The 21,312-nt window shown below is 63.0% G+C and carries 20 protein-coding genes and 1 pseudogene; 13 read left to right on the top strand and 8 right to left on the bottom strand.

Annotation, left to right across the window (positions count from 1 at the left end; all coding sequences use genetic code 11):
* Positions 1-31 precede the first annotated feature (31 nt).
* The gene (locus tag ACIQLI_RS16390; protein WP_400390285.1) at positions 32-1,369 is read right to left on the bottom strand and encodes an ABC transporter substrate-binding protein; all 1,338 of its coding nucleotides are present in this window, start codon (positions 1,367-1,369) and stop codon (positions 32-34) included.
* 51 nt (positions 1,370-1,420) lie between these two features.
* Positions 1,421-2,857 carry a glycoside hydrolase gene (locus ACIQLI_RS16385; protein ID WP_400390284.1) on the bottom strand — a complete coding sequence of 479 codons (1,437 nt, stop codon included), beginning with the start codon at positions 2,855-2,857 and terminating at the stop codon, positions 1,421-1,423.
* A 338-nt stretch (positions 2,858-3,195) separates the two neighbouring features.
* Between ACIQLI_RS16385 and ACIQLI_RS16380 the strand changes: the two genes are divergently transcribed.
* The 3 genes from ACIQLI_RS16380 (at position 3,196) to ACIQLI_RS16370 (ending at position 7,280) form a co-directional block, all read left to right on the top strand.
* Positions 3,196-4,755, top strand: a complete 1,560-nt coding sequence (locus tag ACIQLI_RS16380) for a glycoside hydrolase family 32 protein (protein WP_400390282.1) — start codon at positions 3,196-3,198, stop codon at positions 4,753-4,755.
* A 127-nt stretch (positions 4,756-4,882) separates the two neighbouring features.
* Positions 4,883-5,491, top strand: coding sequence for a dihydrofolate reductase family protein (locus ACIQLI_RS16375; RefSeq protein ID WP_354231088.1), 609 nt, complete (start codon positions 4,883-4,885; stop codon positions 5,489-5,491).
* Positions 5,492-5,621: 130 nt separating this feature from the next.
* Entirely contained in the window at positions 5,622-7,280 is a 1,659-nt protein-coding gene (locus ACIQLI_RS16370; protein ID WP_400390281.1) for a RecQ family ATP-dependent DNA helicase, read from the top strand.
* Positions 7,281-7,321: 41 nt separating this feature from the next.
* Here ACIQLI_RS16370 and ACIQLI_RS16365 read toward each other — a convergent pair whose 3' ends face one another.
* Together ACIQLI_RS16365 and ACIQLI_RS16360 are read right to left on the bottom strand one after the other, a co-directional pair.
* Complete coding sequence (locus ACIQLI_RS16365; RefSeq protein ID WP_400390280.1) at positions 7,322-8,236, bottom strand: NAD(P)H-hydrate dehydratase; 915 nt, start codon at positions 8,234-8,236, stop codon at positions 7,322-7,324.
* Positions 8,220-9,005: a histidine phosphatase family protein gene (locus ACIQLI_RS16360; protein WP_400390278.1), complete on the bottom strand. Its 786-nt coding sequence runs from the start codon at positions 9,003-9,005 to the stop codon at positions 8,220-8,222. The genes ACIQLI_RS16365 and ACIQLI_RS16360 overlap by 17 nt, the downstream gene beginning before the upstream one ends.
* A gap of 126 nt (positions 9,006-9,131) precedes the next feature.
* Between ACIQLI_RS16360 and ACIQLI_RS16355 the strand changes: the two genes are divergently transcribed.
* Positions 9,132-10,427, top strand: a complete 1,296-nt coding sequence (locus ACIQLI_RS16355; protein ID WP_400390277.1) for an NAD(P)/FAD-dependent oxidoreductase — start codon at positions 9,132-9,134, stop codon at positions 10,425-10,427.
* A 55-nt stretch (positions 10,428-10,482) separates the two neighbouring features.
* On the opposite strand, the gene ACIQLI_RS16350 is transcribed toward ACIQLI_RS16355, so the two are convergent.
* Positions 10,483-11,199, bottom strand: a complete 717-nt coding sequence (locus tag ACIQLI_RS16350) for a 3-keto-5-aminohexanoate cleavage protein (protein WP_400390357.1) — start codon at positions 11,197-11,199, stop codon at positions 10,483-10,485.
* A gap of 103 nt (positions 11,200-11,302) precedes the next feature.
* On the opposite strand from ACIQLI_RS16350, the gene ACIQLI_RS16345 reads away from it, so the two are divergent.
* Positions 11,303-11,764: a GatB/YqeY domain-containing protein gene (locus tag ACIQLI_RS16345; RefSeq protein WP_354231078.1), complete on the top strand. Its 462-nt coding sequence runs from the start codon at positions 11,303-11,305 to the stop codon at positions 11,762-11,764.
* A gap of 40 nt (positions 11,765-11,804) precedes the next feature.
* On the opposite strand, the gene ACIQLI_RS16340 is transcribed toward ACIQLI_RS16345, so the two are convergent.
* The 3 genes from ACIQLI_RS16340 to ACIQLI_RS16330 form a co-directional block, all read right to left on the bottom strand.
* Positions 11,805-12,536 (bottom strand): DUF72 domain-containing protein, encoded by a 732-nt coding sequence (locus tag ACIQLI_RS16340; RefSeq protein WP_400390276.1) that lies wholly within the window; start codon positions 12,534-12,536, stop codon positions 11,805-11,807.
* Positions 12,537-12,576: 40 nt separating this feature from the next.
* Positions 12,577-12,792, bottom strand: a complete 216-nt coding sequence (locus ACIQLI_RS16335; protein WP_354231074.1) for a hypothetical protein — start codon at positions 12,790-12,792, stop codon at positions 12,577-12,579.
* A gap of 105 nt (positions 12,793-12,897) precedes the next feature.
* On the bottom strand, positions 12,898-13,356 hold the full coding sequence (locus ACIQLI_RS16330) for a MarR family winged helix-turn-helix transcriptional regulator (protein ID WP_354231072.1): 459 nt from the start codon (positions 13,354-13,356) through the stop codon (positions 12,898-12,900).
* A 139-nt stretch (positions 13,357-13,495) separates the two neighbouring features.
* On the opposite strand from ACIQLI_RS16330, the gene ACIQLI_RS16325 reads away from it, so the two are divergent.
* From ACIQLI_RS16325 to ACIQLI_RS16290, 8 genes and pseudogenes are all read left to right on the top strand, one after another.
* Complete coding sequence (locus ACIQLI_RS16325; RefSeq protein WP_400390274.1) at positions 13,496-14,449, top strand: SDR family NAD(P)-dependent oxidoreductase; 954 nt, start codon at positions 13,496-13,498, stop codon at positions 14,447-14,449.
* A gap of 2 nt (positions 14,450-14,451) precedes the next feature.
* A complete protein-coding gene (locus ACIQLI_RS16320; protein WP_400390273.1) occupies positions 14,452-15,342 on the top strand; it encodes an amidohydrolase family protein in 891 nt (296 codons plus the stop codon).
* Positions 15,311-16,585 (top strand): acyl-CoA dehydrogenase family protein, encoded by a 1,275-nt coding sequence (locus tag ACIQLI_RS16315; RefSeq protein WP_400390272.1) that lies wholly within the window; start codon positions 15,311-15,313, stop codon positions 16,583-16,585. The genes ACIQLI_RS16320 and ACIQLI_RS16315 overlap by 32 nt, the downstream gene beginning before the upstream one ends.
* A 32-nt stretch (positions 16,586-16,617) precedes the next feature.
* Positions 16,618-17,073, top strand: a complete 456-nt coding sequence (locus ACIQLI_RS16310) for a MaoC family dehydratase (protein ID WP_354231066.1) — start codon at positions 16,618-16,620, stop codon at positions 17,071-17,073.
* A gap of 38 nt (positions 17,074-17,111) precedes the next feature.
* Positions 17,112-18,438: pseudogene (locus ACIQLI_RS16305) on the top strand (MFS transporter).
* A gap of 12 nt (positions 18,439-18,450) precedes the next feature.
* Positions 18,451-20,001 (top strand): o-succinylbenzoate--CoA ligase, encoded by a 1,551-nt coding sequence (gene menE, locus ACIQLI_RS16300; protein ID WP_400390271.1) that lies wholly within the window; start codon positions 18,451-18,453, stop codon positions 19,999-20,001.
* Positions 19,998-20,468 (top strand): DUF3237 domain-containing protein, encoded by a 471-nt coding sequence (locus tag ACIQLI_RS16295; protein WP_400390270.1) that lies wholly within the window; start codon positions 19,998-20,000, stop codon positions 20,466-20,468. Before menE ends, ACIQLI_RS16295 begins: the two co-directional genes overlap by 4 nt.
* Before the next feature lie 171 nt (positions 20,469-20,639).
* On the top strand, positions 20,640-21,134 hold the full coding sequence (locus ACIQLI_RS16290; RefSeq protein WP_354231058.1) for a DUF805 domain-containing protein: 495 nt from the start codon (positions 20,640-20,642) through the stop codon (positions 21,132-21,134).
* The last annotated feature ends 178 nt before the right edge of the window (positions 21,135-21,312 follow it).

Raw genomic sequence — 21,312 nt, 5'->3', positions numbered from 1 at the left:
CGGGGGCCTTGCCGGCCCCCGCCGTTTCGGTTTACTTGAAGAACTTGGGCGCGTTCTGCTTGATGGCGTCGTCCATGGTCTTGGTGAATTGTTCGGGTGTGATGTTGCCCTGGACCAGGAGGACCAGCTCTTGCTGCAGGCGGCCATTGGTGGTGGGGTCAAGCTGGGTGTCCCACGGCATGGCCTGCTTTTCCCCGAGGGTGTTGGCCGTTTCGAGGGCCTTCTTGTACAGCGGCGTAGCGTTCGCGGGGACGGTGGTTTCCACGGTGGTGGTGGGGGAGAGCGCCCCGGTGGCGGCGTACTCAGCCGGGTACTTCTCCAAGGCGAACTTCAGGAAGTCGCTGACCAGGGGATCGTACGTTTTCGAGTTCACGGCCATGCCGATGCCGGAAGGCGAAACGAACTCGTTGGCCGCCGTCACGGAACCCGGTGTTGTGGGAAGGGTGAAGAAGTCGATGTCGTCCCGGACGTCAGGGTTGAGTTTGTCGGTGGCGAGGCTGGGAAGTTCCCATGTTCCGATGTTGTACATCGCGGCTTGGCCGGAAGTGAACTGGTTCTGGGCGTCCGAGTAGCCCTGCGCGGAGAAGCCCTCCTGGAAGCACTTGGCCTTGCCGAGTTCGGCCATCCATTGAACGGTCTTCTGACCCGCGGGATCGCTGAACGCAGCTTCGCCCTTCTTCAGTTTCTGGACGAAGTCCGGGCCGGCAGCCCGGAACGGCTGGTATGCGATATAGCGTTCCAGCGGCCACTGGTCCTGCCCGTCGATGGCGATCGGTGTGATTCCTGCGCTGCGCAGGGCCGTGCACATCGCGGGGATGTCGTCCAAGGACCGGGGGACAGCCACGCCCGCTTTGTGGAGCAGGGCCTTGTTGTACCAGATGAATTCCAGCTCGAACTGGAACGGGATCATGTAGAGGGATCCGTCATCGAAGCGCTGGTAGTCCAGGGCTCCGGGCCGGTAGTCGTCGTAGAGGTCCAGCGACTTCAGCAGCTTGTCGGCCTCCACCATCTTGCCCTGTTTGGCCAGCTGCTGGGCGAACGGGGTGGCATCGGTGTCAAACAGCTCGGGGAGCTTGTTGGCCGCAGCCAGGGTTTCGAGCTTCTGGATGTAGGAAGGCCGGTCCGGGGTGGTGATGAGGTTCAGTGCAAAACCCGGGTGGTCCTTGGCGTAGTCGTCGGCGAGCTTCTTCATGATGTTGATGACGGCGCCATCGGCAGGCCTGGAGAGGAGCCACGAGATTTCACGGGGCTTGATCTCCCCGGTGGGGCTGACATTGGAGGGGTCTGTAGCAGCTCCTCCGCCGCCACAGGCTGTCAACGCCAGGGCAGCGACGGCTGCGACGGCGGCAGCACGGAGTAGTTTCTTCATTGCGGCAATCTCCCTTGATTGGAACAGAGGTTGGGGTGGGGTGCGGGATATTCAGTTGTCGGTGCGCTGTCGTATCTCAAGTTCGGTGACAGTGGCGGTTCCTTCGCCGGCAAAGACGCCGATCCTGCCGGTAGTGAGGTCGTACATCCTGGCGCTGAGCGCCACTTGACGGTCCACGACGGCGACGCAAAGGTCGTCGTCGACGATGACCTCAAGCGTGTGCACGCCGGGGGTGAGGTCACAGGGCCGCTCAAGTTCGACGTCGAACGGGACATCACCTGAGACGTGCCACTGCGCATCGCCGGTGATGGCGCGGGGCCAGCGGTCGAAGACGAGCCGGCCACGCTTGGGTTCCAGACGGAGGACGTAGGAATGGTCGCCATCGTTGCTTGAGCGGAGCAGCAACCCGCACTCGGTGGTGTTGGGAGCTATGTCCAGCACCACCTTGGCGTAAAACTGCTGCGGCAACTCCTCATCGGACACCAAAGCCGTGTACCCGTCCGGCACATCGAGCCGGGTAGGCAACGCACTGGTCAGGGACACCGGGACGTCATCCCAGAAGCTCTCTACCAGCTCGTCCGCGAAGGAGAATGCCAAGGTTCCGTCCGGGTTTTGGCGGGCTTCCAGCACGGACATGGTGCCGGCCCACTGCCATGGCCCATGATCGGTGTTGGTTTCCTTGGTGGCGATCCAGCCAAAGAAGAACCGGCGACCGTCGCGCTCGGCGGACTTTGAGGCGTAGAAGGCGCGGCCGTCGATGCTGTCCAGGTGCGGCACGGTCCACGGGCCGTCGGGGCTTTTGGCCATGCGGTAGCGGGTGGTGAACGATTCCGAGAACTCGGAGTACACCATGTACCACCAGTCACCCCAGGCGAACACATCCGGGCATTCGTGGGTGATGTACCGGCGCGGGTCCCAGAACGGATCGGTGTACTGCCAGGCCATCAGGTCGGCGGACACGCACTGGGCTATCACGCCGCGGCGGCGTTCCGGACCGGTGGAGTGCCGGGCTGCCAGCAGCATCCTCCACTGCTTCTTGCTGTCATCCCACAACACGAAGGGATCGCGCCAGTCTCCGGACTCGTAGCCCTCCGGAGCGCCGAAAGTCAGTTCCGGATGCTTTTGCCAGGTCCGCATGCCATCGGTGCTGGTGGCGTGCATGACCAACTGGAGGGGCGCGCCGTCGGCCCCGACGTTCCGGGGGTTTTGGCCAGTGTAGAAGAGGTGGTGGACGCCGGACCCGTCCGCCACGACGCTGCCGGTGTAGGCGTTGAAGTCCAGATCGGTTTCGCTGCCATGGTGCAGGGAGACGCCGTGGTTCTCAAACTGGGTGAGGTCCTTGGTGGTGACCAGGTTCCATGATGTTCCGGGTTTTGGGTCTGAGCGGTCTTCGTGAAGGTAGAAGAGCCAGAACTCCCCGTCCTTCTCGTAGGGGATAAGGTCCCCAACCCATCCGTCGTCGGGTTGGAAGAAGACTGGGCGTTTCATCTGCACTGATGTCCGTTCTGCTAAAGCGTTTGATCACTCGTAAGTTAGCTTGAAATTCAATCACGATCAAGCGTTTTAGCAATTTTTGTTTTCGTCCAAATACATGGTGCTAAAACGCTTGACCGTCATGACATCCGCCGCTAATGTCCTGCGTAGCCGATGACTCACCGGGCCGCTCGATGCTGAGCCGTCCGGACCCGGCCATGAGTACCGCTCCAGCTCTCCCTCTGACGTGCAGTATCAGGCTGCCCGGGACCCTTCCCGACGGCCCTGCACGCTCATCACCATGACGTTTGGCATGCCGTCGCGCCCGCCAAACACTGAGAGGAAACGAATCAATGACGTACGACATCTCTCGCCGCACTGCCCTGCAAGGTGCAGGGGTTGGTGCCTTGGCACTGTTCATGAGCAGCGCCATCCCCGTGGCCGCTAACGCCCAGACATCCCTCCGGGCGATCTACCACATGACTCCGCCCTCGGGCTGGCTGTGTGATCCGCAGCGACCCGTCCATTCAAACGGCGCTTACCAGCTCTACTACCTTCACTCCGGACAGAACAACGGACCGGGCGGATGGGACCATGCGACCACCGGCGACGGAGTGTCATATACCCACCATGGAGTGGTGATGCCACTGCAGCCGGACTTCCCCGTGTGGTCGGGATCGGCCGTCGTGGACACCGCCAACACGGCCGGCTTCGGTGCCGGTGCAGTGATCGCGCTCGCCACCCAACCCACGGACGGCATCCGGAAATTCCAGGAACAGTACCTTTACTGGTCCACGGACGGCGGCTACACCTTTACCGCATTGCCTGACGCGGTCATTGTGAACACTGACGGACGGACGGCCACCACCCCCGCCGAGGTGGAAAACGCAGAATGGTTCCGCGACCCCAAGATTCACTGGGACGCGACGCGCAATGAGTGGGTCTGTGTCATCGGCAGGGCCCGCTACGCTGCCTTCTACACCTCTCCCAACCTGCGCGATTGGCAATGGAAGTCCAACTTCGACTTCCCCAACCATGCCCTCGGCGGCATCGAATGCCCGGATCTGTTTGAGATGACCGCCGGAGACGGCACCCGGCATTGGGTATTCGGCGCCAGCATGGACGCCTACAGCATTGGCCTGCCCATGACCTTCGCCTACTGGACAGGTTCATGGAACGGCACAGCGTTCATCGCGGACAACCTCACACCACAGTGGCTTGACTGGGGATGGGACTGGTACGCCGCCGTGACCTGGCCGGCCGTGGAAGCGCCTGAGACGAAGCGCCTTGCCACCGCGTGGATGAACAACTGGAAATACGCGGCCCGCGACGTGCCCACGGACGTGTCCGATGGCTACAACGGACAGAATTCCATCACGCGCGAGCTCAGGCTCGAGCGCCAACCGGGCGGCTGGTACACCTTGCTCAGCACCCCCGTTCAGGCGCTTACGAACTATGTCACGTCCAGCACCACCCTTCCGGACCGCACCGTCAACGGAAGTTTCGTACTGCCGTGGAGCGGGCGGGCTTATGAGCTGGAGCTCGGTATCTCATGGGACACGGCAGCGAACGTTGGGGTGTCAGTGGGTCGCTCACCAGATGGCAGCCGCCATACAAACATCGGCAAATACGGTGACGAGTTGTACGTCGATCGCGCACCCTCGGACCAAAGCGGTTACGCGCTGGCACCCTATACCCGCGCCGCCGCGCCTATCGACGCCAACGCCAGATCCGTCCACCTGCGCATCTTCGTAGACACCCAAAGTGTTGAGGTGTTTGTGAACTCCGGGCACTCGGTGATTTCGCAGCAGGTGCACTTCGCTGCCGGGGACACGGGGATCTCCCTCTATGCCGACAGCGGTCCGGCAAGCTTCACCGGGATCACCATCCGCGAGTTCGGGAACCCCATCTAAGGCTCCGCCCTAAAGGCTGGAAAGAACGACGGCGACGCTGCTGCGGGTGGAAGCGTCGCCGTCGTTCTTCCGGTCCGCTTGGCGGTTGGCATCTTGACAACCCGCACGCACCCACGACACTGAATTCATGTATAGGAATTGCCGGGTCTCGGCCCAGTTTTCGATGTCCTTGGACGGCTTCATTGCCCGCGACGATGACAGCGTGGGCCCCTTGTTCGACTGGTACGAGGCGGGGGACGTTGAAACCTGGATGCCTGGACACCCTGTTCCGTTCCACCTCAGTGAAGCCGATGCTGCGTACTGGAACTCGCTTCCGCGTGAGGGGGCGTTCATCTCGGGCCGCAGGCTGTTCGACATCACCAACGGGTGGGGAGGCCATCCGCCCAATGAATCGCCCACCGTGGTGTTGACGCACCGCGAACCCCCGGCGGATTGGCCGCCCACCAGACGGGACGGCGAGCCCGTGCCCTTCGAGTTTGCCGGGGACCTGGATACGGCACTGGAGCGCGCTGCCGTTCTCGCCGCCGGCGGAGAAATCGGAGTTGCAGGGGCCGACGTCGTGCAGCAGTGCCTTAGGCACGGCGTGGTGGATGAGCTCCGTGTAGACCTGGTGCCAGTGCTGCTCGGAAGCGGTATCCCGTGGTTTGGAGCACGTGAAGGCGACCTCCTGTTTGACGAGCCCGTGATTGTTCCGGGCACCCGGGTGACCCACCTGATCTACCGGGTGCGCCGTTAGGGAGCAGGCAACAGCGAGTTATCCACAGCGGGTCAGCAGCGCACGACGTCGAGGGCCAGCCTCCGCTAGGCTGGTCACCTCGGCTGATGCAAGTGGCCGCAGGAACCTCTATGCGGAGCCACCCTACGAAATGTCTGTTGACCTTGCCCTGCGCGCCCTCGCGGCGTCGTCTTTTTCCCTTCCTGAACTGCGTGATGGCCAACTCGCAGGGATGAGCGCCCTTGCTGAGGGCCGTGATGTCCTGGCCGTCATGCCCACCGGGTACGGCAAATCCGCCACCTACCAAGTGGCGGCACAGTACCTTTACCAGCAGACGGGACGCCCCGCCGTCGTGGTGTCTCCCCTCATCGCCTTGCAGGAAGACCAGCTTGACGGGCTCGCGGAGGACCTGGGCCACCATGCCGCCGTCGCCATCAATTCTTCCCGCAGCGATTCCGAGGTGGAGGCCGCTTGGCACGCCGCTGAATCCGGCAAGGCCACGTTCCTGTTTCTTGCACCGGAGCAACTGGCCAAGCAGGCGACGGTAGAACGGATCGCCGCGCTGGACATCACCATGTTCGTGGTGGACGAGGCCCACTGCGTATCCTCCTGGGGCCATGATTTCCGACCCGACTACCTCGACTTGGGCACCGTCCGCGAGCAGTTGGGCAACCCGCCCGTGGTGGCGCTGACTGCCACCGCCTCCCCGCCGGTGCGCGACGAAATCGTGGAACGGCTGGGCATGAAAGACCCGCTCGTCCTGATCCGCGGCTTCGACCGGCCAAACATCAGCCTCACAGTGGTCCGGCACCAGGAAGACAAAGCTAAACGAACAGCCGTGCTGGACCATGTTGCCTCCCTGGCCGCGGCGAAAGGGATGGGATTGCTGTACGTTGCCACCCGCAAGGACAGCGAAAAGTACGCAGCCAAACTGGCAGATGCCGGGCTTCGTGCGGAGGCGTATCACGCGGGCAGATCGGACACTGACCGGGAGACCATCCACGAGTCATTCATGGATGACCAAGTGGATGTAGTAGTGGCCACCACGGCGTTCGGCATGGGCATTGACAAGCCCAACGTGCGGTTTGTGGTGCATGCCGACATTCCGGCGTCACTGGACTCGTACTACCAGGAGATTGGCCGGGCCGGCCGTGACGGCGGTTCCGCCGAGGCGATCCTGCATTACCGGGCGGAGGACCTGGGGCTGCGTAAGTTCTTCAGCACCCATTCCCCGGATCCCGATGCGCTCACGGCGGTGTTGAAGGTCATTAAGAATGCCGGCGCTCCTGCCCCGAAGACCGCGTTGGTGGAGCTCACGGGCTTCCCCGCCCGGCGTGTCACCGCACTGGTGAACCAGCTGGAAGAAGTGGGTGCCGTCAGCACGGGCAAACGCGGAACGCGCCTTGAATCGAAAGCCCGGCTGTCCACCCTGGTGGGGCGTGCCGTGGAGCGTGCAGAGGCCCGACAGCGAGTTGAACAGTCGCGGCTCACCATGATGCGCGGCTACGCGGAGACGGACAGTTGCCGACGCCAGTTCCTGCTGGGCTACTTCGGTGAGGACCTGCCGGAGCCTTGCGGCAACTGCGACCCGTGCGCTGACAGGCACGACGACGACACGCTGGACCGGGCGCCCCAACCCGACGCGGGGGAGACGTTTCCCCTCCAGTCCACGGTGGTCCATAAGGAATGGGGGCCGGGGTTGGTGATGCGCCACGAGGATGATGTCATCACTGTCCTGTTCGAACAGGAGGGCTACAAAACACTGTCCCGCTCCGCCGTCGTCGAGCACGGGCTGCTGAAGCCTGCCTAAGTGCCTGCGGCAGCCGCCGGCCGACTGCTTCAGTGCGGAGTTCAGGTGTGGAGTTCCAGCATCAGGGCCGGAAGTTCGTCGGCCAGCTCGCGTGCCAGGAAACCGAGCGGGCCGAGCTTGCTGGCCAAACGGTCCGCCGCCGCAGCGTGAAGGTGGGTTCCCCAACAGGCGGCCTGCGCATCGCTGGTTCCCCGCGCCCGCAGCCCGGCTACGGCGCCAGTGAGAACGTCACCGCTGCCGGACGTCCCCAGCCCGCCGTACCCGGTGGTGATCTTCCATAACTTCCCGTCTGCGCCCGACGGCCCGGCAATAATGCCCTGGCAACTCACCACTGCATCAAACCGGTCTGCCACAGCGGCAACATCGCGTTCGAGGTCTTCCACGTCCCGGCCCAGCAATATCCCGGTCTCCGTCGGATTGGGCGTCAGGATCAGCCGTCCCCGCCACGGTTCGAGATCCTCCTCGATCCTGCCCAGCACTCCCAGGGCAAAAGCATCTAGTACGACGGCGGGACGTCCTTCGGTGCCCGTGCCGCCGTCGGACTGTTCCCGCTCCAGCAACGCGCGCAGGAGTGCCTCAGCGAGGTCGAGGTCGTCCAGGCCGGGCCCAATGAGGAGGGAGTCCGCTTTCTCGAGGTCGCCGGCGATGCGGTCCAGGCCCTCGCCGGTCACTGAGCCGTTGGTGTTGTCGGGCAGGCCAACAGCTCCGCATTCAGGCAGGGCCACGCCAATCTGCACCGCAGCGGACTCGGCGACGGCCAGAGTGATTTTCCCAGCCCCGGCACGGAGCGCCGCGGTACCGGCCAGCAGCGCCGCGCCGGGCGTGGTCCGGGCCCCTCCGATCACCAGCACCGCTCCGCGCGAGTACTTGTCCTCGCCTGGTGCCGGCAACGGCCAGTCACGCAGCAGCGAGGGTGTCACCAGGATGGCGGCACTGGATTCACTGTGGATGGACATTGGCGTCTCCTGCATGTTCGGTCACTGCCACTCCTTGCTCGGCCAGATGGTCGGCCACATTGAAGCTTTCCAGTTCCCAGGGGCCGGCGCCGGTAGGACGCACGTAACGGGTGATCGACGCATTCAGCACCGAGGTGGTCGCGGCAAGGTCCAGAATTTCGTCCTCGGACATACCTTCCAGGACGTAGCGGACCAGCAGGATGACGGCATCGTGGCAGACCAGCATCACCCGGTGCCCCGTGCCCAAGGTGTTGAGCTCGTCCAGGATTGAACGCAGGCGGAGTGCGACGTCAGCCCACGATTCCCCACCGGGCGGACGGTAGTACAGCTTGCCCAGCCATAGCCGCCGCTCGGCTTCGTCCGGGTACCGCTTCTCGACGCCCAAGCGCGTCAAACGGTCCAGAATCCCCAGTTCCCGGTCCCTCAGACGTTCGTCGGTGAGTACCTTGACGGGCCAGCCGGCTGTCTCCACGGCGATATCCGCTGTCTGTCTGGCGCGGGCATAGGGGGAGGACACCACAGCATCCGGCCGGAACTCTTCGGCGATCCGGGCGAGTGCCGTTCCCAGTGCTTTCGCCTGCTCCTGGCCCGTGCCGGATAAATTCACGTCGGGGTCCCTGGCAGGAACCTGGATAATCTCCGCTCCGGCCAGGCGCGCCTCCGTCGCGGCCACGTTGCCTTCGCTTTCACCGTGCCGGATCAGCAGCAACTCCACGGCACCGGCCTCCTGCACTGCGTCCGTCAGTCCGTCCTCGTTCACAAAGATCACTCCTCCGCGTGCGTTGCCGAATGCAGAACACTACCCACTGCGTACCCATCAGGGCCAGATGGTAAACGCACGACGACGATTGCGAACCCCCTTTTGTCCGGACTTGGAGTGAAGTAAGTTGCTCGCATGGAGGACTCATACCAAGTCATCATTGCCGGTGCCGGTTTCGCAGGCGTAGCGGCAGCCAAGGAACTCGGACGCAAGGGTGTAAAGGTCTTGCTGATCGACTCGAACAACTACCACCAGTTCCAGCCGCTCCTCTATCAGGTAGCGACGTCCCAGATTGGCGTGTCAGCCATCGCTCGGCCGCTGCGTTCAGTTTTCCGCCGGTACAAAACGGTGAAAGTCCTGACGGCGAAGATCGAGTCAGTGAGTGCTGCAGAACGCACGGTTACCACGTCGGATGGAAGAACCCTGCGTGGAGGGATTCTGGTGATCGCCGTAGGGGCGGTTCCAAACTTTTTCAATACTCCGGGCGCCCAGGAATTGGCGTTCCCGCTGTACTCCGTCACAGACGCCACCAGGCTTGGGACGGGTCTGACTCGATTGCTTGACCAGGCCGACAGAAACCCTGACGGTTCGGTGGACGTAGTGGTGGTGGGAGGCGGGCCCACCGGTGTGGAGACCGCGGGAGCGATGGCGGAAAACGTCAAATATGTGGTGAGCAAGTATTTCTCGCCGGAGCTCGCAGCACGGTGCCGGGTGCATTTGGTGGATATGGTTCCCAGTGTCCTGAACATGTTCTCCAAGAAATCCCAGAGTTATGCCACCGAACATTTGAAGAAGGTTGGCGTCCACCTCCACATGGGATTGGGCGTCACTGAGGTCCGGCAGGACGGGGTGACTTTGGCGGACGGGAGTTCGGTTCCCGGACAAATCGTGGTGTGGGCCGGCGGCCTGAAGGCGGGTGACCTTATTGCCGGCTCAGGCCTGACCCAAGGGAGGGGAGGCCGCGTTGACGTCCATCCGGACCTGACTGCTCCGGACGTGCAGGGCGTCTACGTCATCGGCGACGCAGCCAACATCACCGATTCAACGGGGGCGAAGCTGCCCCAGCTGGGTTCGGTGGCACAACAGGCCGGTAAGTGGGCGGCCAAGAACATCCTCGCGGACCTCGGCGGAGGCAGCCGGGCGCCCTTCCACTATGTGGATAAGGGCTATATGGCGATGGTGGGTCGTGGCGCCGCGGTGGCAGAACTGGGCCGCAAGCGAATCCAACTGCAGGGCATCCTTGCCTTCCTGTCCTGGCTGTTGGTCCACCTCGCGCTGCTGTCGGGGCTCCAACAGAAGATCCGTGCCTTGTTCTCCTGGCTCAACGGCTATCTTCTTCACAGTCCCGCCCAGGTTGTAGTCAGCGGGCCCATCGAGAAGGAACCAACGGAACAGGACCCGCCAGGCCCGGAGGTTTCAAAGGAGTCCTGACGGGGGACCGGCAACTGTTGTGCGGAGTTGCAGGTTGAACAGCCTCGCTTACTGTTCAGGCGGAAAGCAAGTTCCTGGCTGCGGCAACCAGTTCAGCATTGCCCTCAGCGCGCCCTCCGTGGGGGAGCAGGAGCGTATCTTCGAGACCTATTCGGGTGTCCAATCCCCACTGGGCCGCCAGCTTCAGCGCAACCCAGGTGGACCGTTCCTCGCCGTGGAGCAGGATCGGCACCTGGACCGCTGGTTCCCGCACCAGTTCCAAGAGCCACTTGGCCTCTCCTTCCACAGCCTCGGCCGGGATGTCCTGCAGCTCGATCAACACCCTCAGGCATTCAGCCCGGAGTGGCGAGCAGGCCCATCGGCGGGCAGCGTCCGCTTGCCAGATTCCCGCCTCGATGCCAATGCCGCGGGCGTGCAGGGCTCCGGCCACGTCGTCGGCACCGTCCTCGTGCCAATTGACGGAGGCGAAGTCCGGTGCGTCACGCCACGACTCCACCATCTTCACGCGGGACGATGCGTCGGGGGAAGTCCAGGCACCCGTGGTCAAACCCACAGGCACGTCAGGACAGGCATGGCGCACTGCGCGGAGCCACTGGGTGACGTAGTGCGGTTCCATGGTGTCCGCACCCTGTGGATTCTTTGGATGGACATGCAGGCTGTGGGCGCCTGCAGCCACTGCTGCCGCAGCTTCCTGGGCAATCATGGCCGGATCTGCCGCCAGCCGTTGGTGGAGCGGGACGTTTCGAGCCCCGTTGAGGCAAGCCTGTAGCATCACACCGCCCATGGTACGAGGTTGTCCTCGTGGGGCGGGAGACCTTGTTGAGCGGCCAAGCTGGGAAGATAGCAGAAGGAATCCCGAATCAAGGAGCAACATCATGACCCTTAAAGAACGCTTGAAAGCCGACGTAGTTGACCACATGAAAGCGGGCAACAAGGTTGCGCTGACCACAGTGCGCAACGTGCTGGGCGAGATCACCACCCGCGAAAAGTCAGGTAAGACGCCGGTGGAGCTCGACGACGCGCAGGTCACCTCGCTGCTTCAGAAGGAAGCTGCCAAGCGTCGGGACACGGCCCGGATCTATACCGAAGCCGGCGAAGCCGACCGGGCTGCGGCCGAGGTGGCAGAAGCGGAGATCATCGAGGCTTACCTCCCGAAGGCGTTGACCCGCGAAGAAGTGGAAGCCATTGTGGACGAGGCCATCGCTGCCCTGAAGGCCGATGGACAGGAGCTGTCCATGCGTTCCATCGGAGCCGTGATGAAGCCTGTCACGGCGAAAGTCGCAGGGCGCTTCGATGGCAAGACGGTCAGCGAGATCGTACGCGGCCGCTTGGGCTGATCGAGGCTGCCGGGCCTCACCGCGGGCGGCGGCCTGCCGGTCAGTTGACCCCCAGCAGCCACCTCAAAGTGTCAGCGTTCCGCACGGCATTACCAGCGCCGTCGTTGTTGAAGTAGACGTACACATCCTGGCGCGAGCCGTTCCACTCCCGAATCCGGTCCGCCCACCAGCGCAGGTCATCATCGGAGTAGGAACCGCCGTACAGGTGGTGGTGGTCCGGACCGTGCAGGCGGACGTAAACGAAGGGTGCAGTTGCATGGAGGATGCACGGCAGGTTGGCGCCACTCATAATGCAGTAGGCGGCCCCGTGCCGTTCAAGCAGCGCGTACACGTCCGGGTGGTCCCAGCTGTCGTGGCGGAACTCGACAGCGACGCGGATCCAAGGGGGCAGGGCTGCCAGGAAGTAGTCCAGCCGGGCGTCGTCGCGTGCGAAACCGGGCGGCAGCTGCACCAGCAGAACGGCTCTTTTGTCGCCGAGCTCGTGCCAGCAGCGGACTATGCGTTCCACCCACACCTCAGGGCTGTACAGCTTCTTCGCATGGGTCAGCCCGCGGGGTGCCTTCACCGACATCGCAAAGCCGGCCGGAAGACGGTCACGCCAACTGGCGAACGATGTGTCCCGGGGCCAACGGTAGAAACTCGCGTTCAACTCCACCGTTCTGAACCTGGCCGCATAGAGGGCCAGGCGCTTGGACGCAGGCAGTCCCGGGGGATAGAGGACGTGCTCCCAATGGTCGTAGCTCCAACCTGACGTGCCAATGTGGATGCCCATGGTGTGAATGTACCCGCGCTGGACTGTCCTAACCCGGGTGTTACAGCTTGCCGCTCCGGGCCATCAACGCCTGGAGATCCTCGGCAACTTTGGCTACCTCGCGCTGGCGTGCGCTCCTGTTCGGAACGGACCCGTGCGTTGCCGGGCGAGCCGGAGGGCTGGTAGGGCGGGCTTGGCGTCGGACTTGGGGGTCGCGCACAGGGGCGTCAACGGCGACGGTGCCCTGCAGGGGATCGTGGAAAAGAGGAAAGCTCATAGTTTCTGATCCTGACATACCTGGTTTGGCTCCGATATGGACAGATGCCTACCACCTCGGCGGACGGCTGTGCAGATGTCCATGGGGCCCAGCTTGAGCCGGGGCCTAACCCCACAATGCCTTTTTAAGCAGCGCCCTCAGCTGGACGTTCTCGTCCTCCGTCAGTGCTGCGAGCTGGGTCTGTTCGCACACTTCGAGCCCGGCCCGCGCTTTGTTGTGGATCCGCCGGCCCTCCGCTGTGGAGACGATGATCTTGGCCCGGCGGTCCTGCTTGCCCTGGGCGCGTTTGACCAGGCCGCGGTGTTCGAGGTCGTCCACGAGGCTGACCACTTGGCTGGGGTCGAGGCTGAGGAAATCGGCCAACTCGCGTTGCGTGGGTTCCAGTCCGCTGCAGGCGAGGGTCAGCACTGAAAATGACCGTTCCCGGAGGCCGTAGTCGGCCAGTGCTTTGTTATTCAGGAGTGATCCTGTGGCATGCAGTTTGGCCAGCAACAGGCCCACATCGCTGCCGATTTTTGCTGCGGCCAGGCGCGGGGTTTCCACTTCGGTGCTTTGCGGGCCCATGACAACTCCAATAGTAATGAAAAACAATCGTTGACTTTTTCAATGATCCGTATTCTCATTGATCATGACAAGGATCTCACGATGCAGTGGGATCGGCCCCACCGGCTTCGGCCGGTTACTGCATGCGAAGGAGCACGCCATGAGCTTGAACGGCAAGGTTGCAATCGTCACCGGGAGTGGGCAGGGTCTTGGACTCGCTTACGCGAGGGAACTCGCCCGCCGTGGTGCCGCCGTCGTGATCAATGACGTGAACGCTGGGACCGCTGCAGAGGCTGTCGCGCTGATAGAGGCCGACGGCGGCCTGGCCACCGCCGTGGTGGTTCCAGTGGGGAGTACGGAGGCTGCGAAGGCTTTGGTGGCGGGTGCCGTCGAGGCATTCGGCCGGTTGGACATTCTGGTGACGAACGCCGGGATCCTGCGGGACAAGAGCCTGTTGAAGATGACGGATGAGGACTTTGACCTCGTCATCAACGTCCATCTGAAAGGCACGTTCACCTGTGTCCGTGAAGCGTTTGCGTACTTCAAGGAAAACAACGTCGCCGGCCGGATCATCACCATCGGTTCGCCGACCGGCCAGCGCGGCAACTTCGGGCAGACCAACTACGCCGCAGCCAAGGCTGGAATCGTGGGCATGGTCCGGACCTGGGCCTTGGAAATGAAAAAGGCCGGTGTGACGGTCAACTCCGTGATCCCCGTGGCTGCTACGGCCATGACCAAAACCGTTCCTTACTTCCAGAAAGCCGTCGAAGCGGACGAGCGTGGTGAGGCCATGCCGTCCTTCTTCCGCCACGACCTCGGTTTCGGAACGGCCGACGACGTCGCCGGGCTGATCGCCTTCCTCGCCTCTGATGCGGCCTCGGAGATTACCGGCCAGGCGATCGGTGCCGGTGGTGACCGGCTGCAGGTGTGGACGCACCCGACGGCGGCCAGCACCGGGTACCGCGAAGGCGGCTGGAGCTACGAGGCTTTGCAGGACAACGCCGGCTCGCTGTTTGGGCCGGGGGCGTTGCAGAGCTTCGGTGAGGAGTTCCTGCCGTTGCCCGCCGAGCTGCAGCCCGAACCGGCCACGTCAGAAGCGGTACAGGCGCGCTGATCATGGGCGACCGTTATGAACTGGGCATTGACGCCTCCGGGCTGGATGCGATTGACATGCACGTCCACCTCGAAGTGGATAGCTGCGGGCATGGGTCCCTGCCGGACGCGTTGACGGAGGCCTCGGCGAAGTACTTCAAAGCCGAAGACAGGACCCCGTCGCTGGACCGGATCGCGGAGCTTTACCGGGAACTGAACATGGCCGCCGTCGTTTTTACCGTGGACGCCCGGACGCAGCTCAAGCACGAGCCAAACAGCATCCCGGAACTGATTGCCGGGGCCGCACGGAACAACGATGTGCTGATCCCGTTCGGCAGCGTCGATCCCCGCACGGGGGAAGAGGCAATCGCCGGAGCCAAACACCAAGCCGTTGAGCTCGGCGCCCGCGGCTTCAAGTTCCACCCGTCGCTGCAGGGCTTCGACCCGTCCAACGAGCAGTTCTACCCGCTCTGGGAATCTCTTCAGGAACTGGGATTGCCATGCATTTTCCACACCGGCCAGAACGGTATGGGAGCAGGTCTTCCAGGGGGCTACGGGATCAAGCTGGCGTACTCCAACCCGTTGTTGCTGGATGCGGTTGCTGCTGATTTCCCGGGTTTGCAGATCATCATGGCCCACCCCTCGGTGCCGTGGCAGGACGAGGCGAACTCGATCGCGACGCACAAGTCCAACGTCTTCATTGACCTGTCCGGGTGGTCGCCGAAGTACTTCCCGGAATCCTTGGTTCGACTGTCCAATTCGGTGTTGCAGGAGAAGGTGCTGTTCGGCACGGACTTCCCGCTGATCACCCCGCAAAAGTGGCTGGGTGCGTTCGCGGACCTTCCCTTGAAGGACGAAGTCCGTCCGAAGATCCTCAAGGACAATGCCGTCAGGCTCCTGGGACTGGGTGGCTGAGATGACCACCACGACGGGATCAACAGCGACGGACCAGCGGCTTTATTCCGTGGCGGACTGGTACGACGCCGAAGCGCTCTTGACCACCGAAGAGCGTCAGGTGTTGGGCCGGTTGCGGGGCTTCCTTGACGCACAGGCGAAACCGCTGCTGGCTGAATACTGGGAGCGCGGCGATTTCCCGGAGCAGCTAGCCCGGCCCTTGATTGATCTGGACATCATGGAACCGGCCGAGCTGACCGTCGAGACACCGGCTCGGGAGATTTACCACGGCTTCCGGATCTTCGAACTGGCCCGCACGGACGCATCATTGGCCACCTGGTACACCGCCCAGGCAGGGCTGTTCAGGACCGCGATCCGGGTTGGTGCTTCCGAGGATCAGCAGCGCGAGTGGATGCCCAAGGTCATCGATTTCTCCCTCAAGGGTGTCTTCTCGCTGACCGAACCCGAGCACGGCTCGGACATCGCCGGCGGGCTCGCCACCACCGCCCGCTTCGAACCAGGCACAGGCGACGGCGGCACGGGATCCGATGACGGGACGTGGGTTCTGGATGGTGCCAAGCGGTGGATCGGGGGCGCCTCCACAGCCGATGTGCTGTGCGTGTTTGCCCGGGACGTCGCTGATGGGCAGGTCAAGGCGTTCCTCGTGGACCGGACCGCCGCCGGCGTCAGCCTGGAGAAGATCCATGGCAAGACCTCGCTGCGGATGATGCAAAACGCCCACATCACCCTGAACAAAGTCCGCGTACCCGAGGCCATGCGCCTGCACAACGTGAATTCGTTCAAGGACGTTGCTGCGATGCTGCGGGCGATGCGTTCGGATGTTGCCTGGATTGCGACCGGCATCCAGGCCGGCGCGTTCGAAGCCGCGCTGGCCTACGTCAAGGAACGCCAACAGTTCGGCCGGTCGCTGGGGTCCTTCCAACTGGTCCAGGAGAAGTTGGCCCGGATGCTCGGCAATATCACCGCTTCGCTTTCACTGGTGGTGCGGCTGACTGAACAGCAGGGCTGGGGCATCTACCGGGACCAGGACTCGGCCCTGGCCAAGATGCAGACGTCCCTGATGATGCGCGAAACCGTCGCCCTGGCCCGCGAAGTGGTGGGCGGCAACGGCATCACCCTCGCCGCCGACGTCGCGCGTTTCCACGCCGACGCCGAAGCCGTCTATTCCTACGAGGGCACCCACGAAATCAACGCCCTCATCATCGGCCGTGCCCTCACCGGCGTCGGCTCCTTTACCAGCTAAATCTCTTCAAACCAACAACACAGGAGGCAAAGATGCCCAATCTCGTTGTCGATTTCGACACCCTGCCCACCATGTCCGGCAAGGACCTCGGCACTACCGATTACCGTGAGATCACCCAGCAGCAGATCAACCTGTTCGCTGACGCCACGGATGATCAGCAGTGGATCCACACCGACCCCGAGCGAGCCAAGGGCGGTCCCTTCGGCGCTCCGATCGCTCACGGTTTCCTTACCCTGTCCCTGATCATCCCGTTCTGGGGCGAACTGTTCGACGTCGAGGGAGTCACCACCAAGGTCAACTACGGCCTGGACAAAGTCCGCTTCACATCGCCGGTGAAGGTCGGCTCCAAGGTCCGCATGCAGGGCTCCATCGCCGAGGTCACCGAGGTCAAAGGCGGCGCCCAGATCAAGGTCAACGCAACCATCGAGATCGAAGGCCAGGAACGCCCTGCCGTCGTCGCCGAATTCCTGGCCCGCTTCTACAAGTAAAGATCCAATTCCCTTCCCTCCTCTCCCAAGGAACAGCCATGTCAGGACACACTGCGCTCGCACAGCCGAGCACGGCCGCCAAGCGCAAAGAGGCGCGCACGGTCATCATGTCCAGCTATCTGGGCAGCACCATCGAGTTCTATGATTTCCTGCTCTACGCAACGGCGGCAGCGGTCGCTTTCCCCAAAGTCTTCTTTGCCGGCACGGATGAATGGGTGGGTGTAGTCGCTGCCTACGCCACCTTCGCCGCAGGCTATGTTGCCCGCCCCCCTGGGCGGCATCATTTTCGGCCACTTCGGCGACCGCATAGGGCGCAAGGGCATGCTGATCGTGTCCATGGCGATGATGGGTATTGCCTCCACGTTGATCGGCCTGATTCCGGGAGCCAACGTCATTGGCCCTTGGGGAGCTGTGATCCTGGTGGTCCTGCGCGTCTGCCAGGGAATCGCCGTCGGCGGTGAATGGGGTGGGGCCGCACTGATGGCCTTGGAGCATTCCGATCCCAAGAGGCGAGGCTTCGCGGCGTCGTTTGTGAATGCAGGCGCACCCACCGGGGCTGTCTTGGGCACTGTGGTCATGGGTATCTTCTCAGCCCTTCCCCAGGACGCTTTCCTGGCATGGGGTTGGCGTGTGCCGTTCCTGTTGTCCTTCGTGCTGCTGATCGTGGGCATGTTCGTGAGGTTGCGGGTGTCCGAGAGTCCCATCTTCGCCGAGGCCGTGGCCAAGGAAACTGCCCAAGGGACCAAACGCAAGATCCCGCTGCTGGAAGTTCTGAAGCGTCCCAAAGCACTGATCATGATCATGTTTGCCGGTGCCGCCGGCTTCGGGCTGCAGGTAGTACTGCCCACGTTCTCCGTGACTTATGCCGTGTCCAAGGGCGCACCGCAGCAGGGCGTGCTCTATGCCTTCGCAGGAGCCTCGGCCATCTCCATCCTGTTCGTGCTGCTGGGAGGCCGGTTATCGGACCGCTTTGGCCGACGCCCGGTGATGGTGACAGGCCTGGCGCTGTTCATCCTCTACCTGTTCCCCATGTTCGGGATGCTCAGCTCGGGCAACATCGCTTTGGTCTTCCTGGCCTTCACCGTGGCGCTCATTCTGCACTCCTCCCTCTACGGACCCCTCGCCGCGTTCGTATCCGAGCAATTCGGCACCACCAACCGCTACACCGGCGCGGCAGTGGGCTACCAGTTGGCCACGCTGATTGGTGCAGGATTCACCCCCGGCATCGTCGCCGGCCTCTACAAGGACGCCGGCCAGAGCATCGTCCCCGTGGTGGTCTTCCTGTCCGTCATGTCGCTGGTGTCGATTGTCTTCATCCTGTTGACGCGGGAGTCTAAGAACAACGACCTTTCAACGGTCAGTTAGGAGTAGCGCACCATGGACAACAACGGAGTTGGATCCTGGCTGCACCGCCGCCGCCGCAAGTCCGGAACCGCAACGGCCCTCATTTCCGGTGATCAAACGCTGAGCTACACCGCGCTCGCCGATCGCACCGACCGCCTGGCCAACGCCCTCAAAGCCAGGGGAGTAACCAAGGGGGACCGCGTGGCCTTCCTCGGCGAGAACCACGCGTCCTTTGTGGAGACGTTCTTCGCCTGCGGGCTGCTGGGCGCGATCTTCGTCCCGTTGAACACCCGTTTGGCAGCCCCGGAACTGCAATTTCAACTGCAGGACTCCGGCGCGCGGCTCCTGATCAACGCCGGGGCCCTGGACGTCGTGGCCTCCGCATCCGTGACGGACACAGTGGTAACCCACCGTCTTGTAGTGGCGCCCGACGACGTCACTGACGGTTCCGCCCCTAAGCTGCCGTCCGGCGTCGAGCGTTATGGCGAGGTGCTTGACGCTGCGACCGCGGCGCCGTTCGATGAGACCGTCACGCTGGACGACGCCGCCATGATCCTCTACACGTCCGGCACCACCGGCAAGCCCAAGGGCGCGCTCCTGACGCACGGCAACATCACCTGGAACTGCATCAACACGGTGGTGGATATGGACCTGAACCGCAACGATGTAGCGCTCATGATCTCGCCGCTGTTCCATGTGGCTTCCCTTGATATGGGTCTGCTTCCCATGCTGCTCAAAGGAGCCACGGTGGTGCTTGAAGCGAAGTTCGACGCCGGTCGGGTCCTGGAGCTGGTGGGCAAGCACAAGGTCACCACCCTCAACGGCGTGCCCACCACCTTCCAAATGCTCTGCGACCATCCCGGATGGTCGACGGCGGATCTGACGTCCCTGGACAAGCTCACCTGCGGCGGTTCTGCGGTACCGAACCGGGTCCTTGAGGCCTATGAGCAACGGGGCATCGGGTTTACCAGCTGCTACGGCATGACCGAGACCGCGCCTGGTGCAACGATGCTGCCGTTATCGCGGTCCAAGGAGAAGGCCGGATCTGCCGGACTGCCGCACTTCTTCACGGACGTGAGAATCGCCGATCCGATGGGCGGCGTTGCTCCCGTGGGCGAGGTAGGGGAAATCCAGATCTCCGGGCCCAACGTGATCAAGGAGTATTGGAACCGCCCGGAAGCCACTGCAGACAGCTACGCGGACTCCTCGTGGTTCCGCTCCGGCGACATGGGCCACCAGGACGGGGAAGGCTTCCTGTTCGTGTCCGACCGGATCAAGGACATGATCATCTCCGGCGGCGAGAACATCTACCCGGCCGAAGTGGAGGCTGCCATCGCTGAACTGCCCGCTGTAGGGAGCGTGGCGGTGATTGGCGTTGCCGACGAAACCTGGGGTGAAGTGCCCCGCGCCATCGTCACCTTGCGGGACGGAAGTTCCCTGACCGAGGAGCAACTGCGCTCGCATCTCGACGGGCGGCTGGCACGGTACAAGATCCCCAAGTCAGTGGTGTTCGTCGAGGAAATGCCACGCACTGCCAGCGGCAAGATCCGCAAGACGGACCTGCGGAAGCACTACGCGCTGTGACGCTGTTTCCCGAGGCACCCGCGTTGACGTTCCTCGCCACACTCAACGTCACCGTGGGCCCTGTTCTGGAGGTGGGGGTTACCCCCGAAGGGCACCGGCGGATCATTCCCATTGTTGGAGGAACAGTATCCGGACCACGGCTTCAAGGGCGGGTGCTGCCTGCAGGAGCTGATTACCAGATCCTGCGCACCCCCGAACTCACGGAGCTGGACGCCAGATACGTGGTGGAACTTGACGGCGGTGCCATGGTTTACGTCCACAACCAGGCACTCCGCTGTGGAACCGCGGAAGACATTGCCCGGCTCAACCGTGGCGAGGATGTAGACCCGGAGCTGATCTACTTCCGATGCAGCCCGAGGTTTTCCACGGCAGCACCCGGGCTGGCCTGGCTGAACAAGGTGATCACCGTAGGGACGGGGCGTCGCCGGCCGGGTTCTGTGGAAATTGACGTTTTTACCGTCGGGTAAGACAGGATCTGAGAGGCGCCTACCGGCCGACATATTCCGTTACCAAGCTAAATCCGGGTTAATTTCCTCCATCGAACTGCCTAATTCGGCTCAGGGGCATTACGATAGGCACGACTCACTCAGAGCAAGAAGCTTCATCACGACTCACACCTAACCCCGGGGGATATACCAATGAGCGCTTACCCGCAACAACCGCAACAAACCGAGCAGTACGCTGCACAGACCGGCGAACCGCCGCTGTGGGCTCCTTACTACGGCGCACCGATCGGTGCCGCCGTCAAGCGTTTCTTCAAGAAGTACACCGCGTTCAGCGGCCGCGCCAGCCGCAGTGAATACTGGTGGGTGGCACTGGTTCTGGGTGTTGTGGGCTTCGTCCTGCAGATCCTCACCTTGGTTCTCGGCAGCGCCGGGGCCACCGTTTCTGCAAACGGAACCGCCACTCCCGGTCCGGGATCCGTTGTGGGCCTTATTCTGGCCCTCGTCTTCTACCTGGCAATCCTCATCCCGTCCATTGCCCTGCTGGTTCGCCGTCTCCATGACGGAAACTTCAGTGGCTGGATCGTGCTGATTGGCCTTATTCCCGGCCTGGGCGGCATTGCGCTCTTCATCTTCGCCCTCCTGCCGTCCAACCCGGCCGGCCAGCGTTTTGACCAGCCGACTGCATAGTCAGCCCAGCACTAAGTAATACGCTCCAACGAAAAAGGGCGGCACCCCGTGTGCCGCCCTTTTTCGTGCCCTTTTTGTCCCCCTCCACTGTCCCGCCACACTCGTCGTGACATGCTGTGACTGACGCGGACCCACGCAACACGGACCCACGCAACGATGGACCGAGCCCCAATGACGA

Source organism: Paenarthrobacter sp. NPDC091669 (genome assembly GCF_044756725.1).
Classification (GTDB): Bacteria; Actinomycetota; Actinomycetes; order Actinomycetales; family Micrococcaceae; genus Arthrobacter; species Arthrobacter bambusae_C.
Note: the sequence above shows the minus strand (reverse complement) of the source record. Positions and strands in the feature narration are given on the sequence as shown.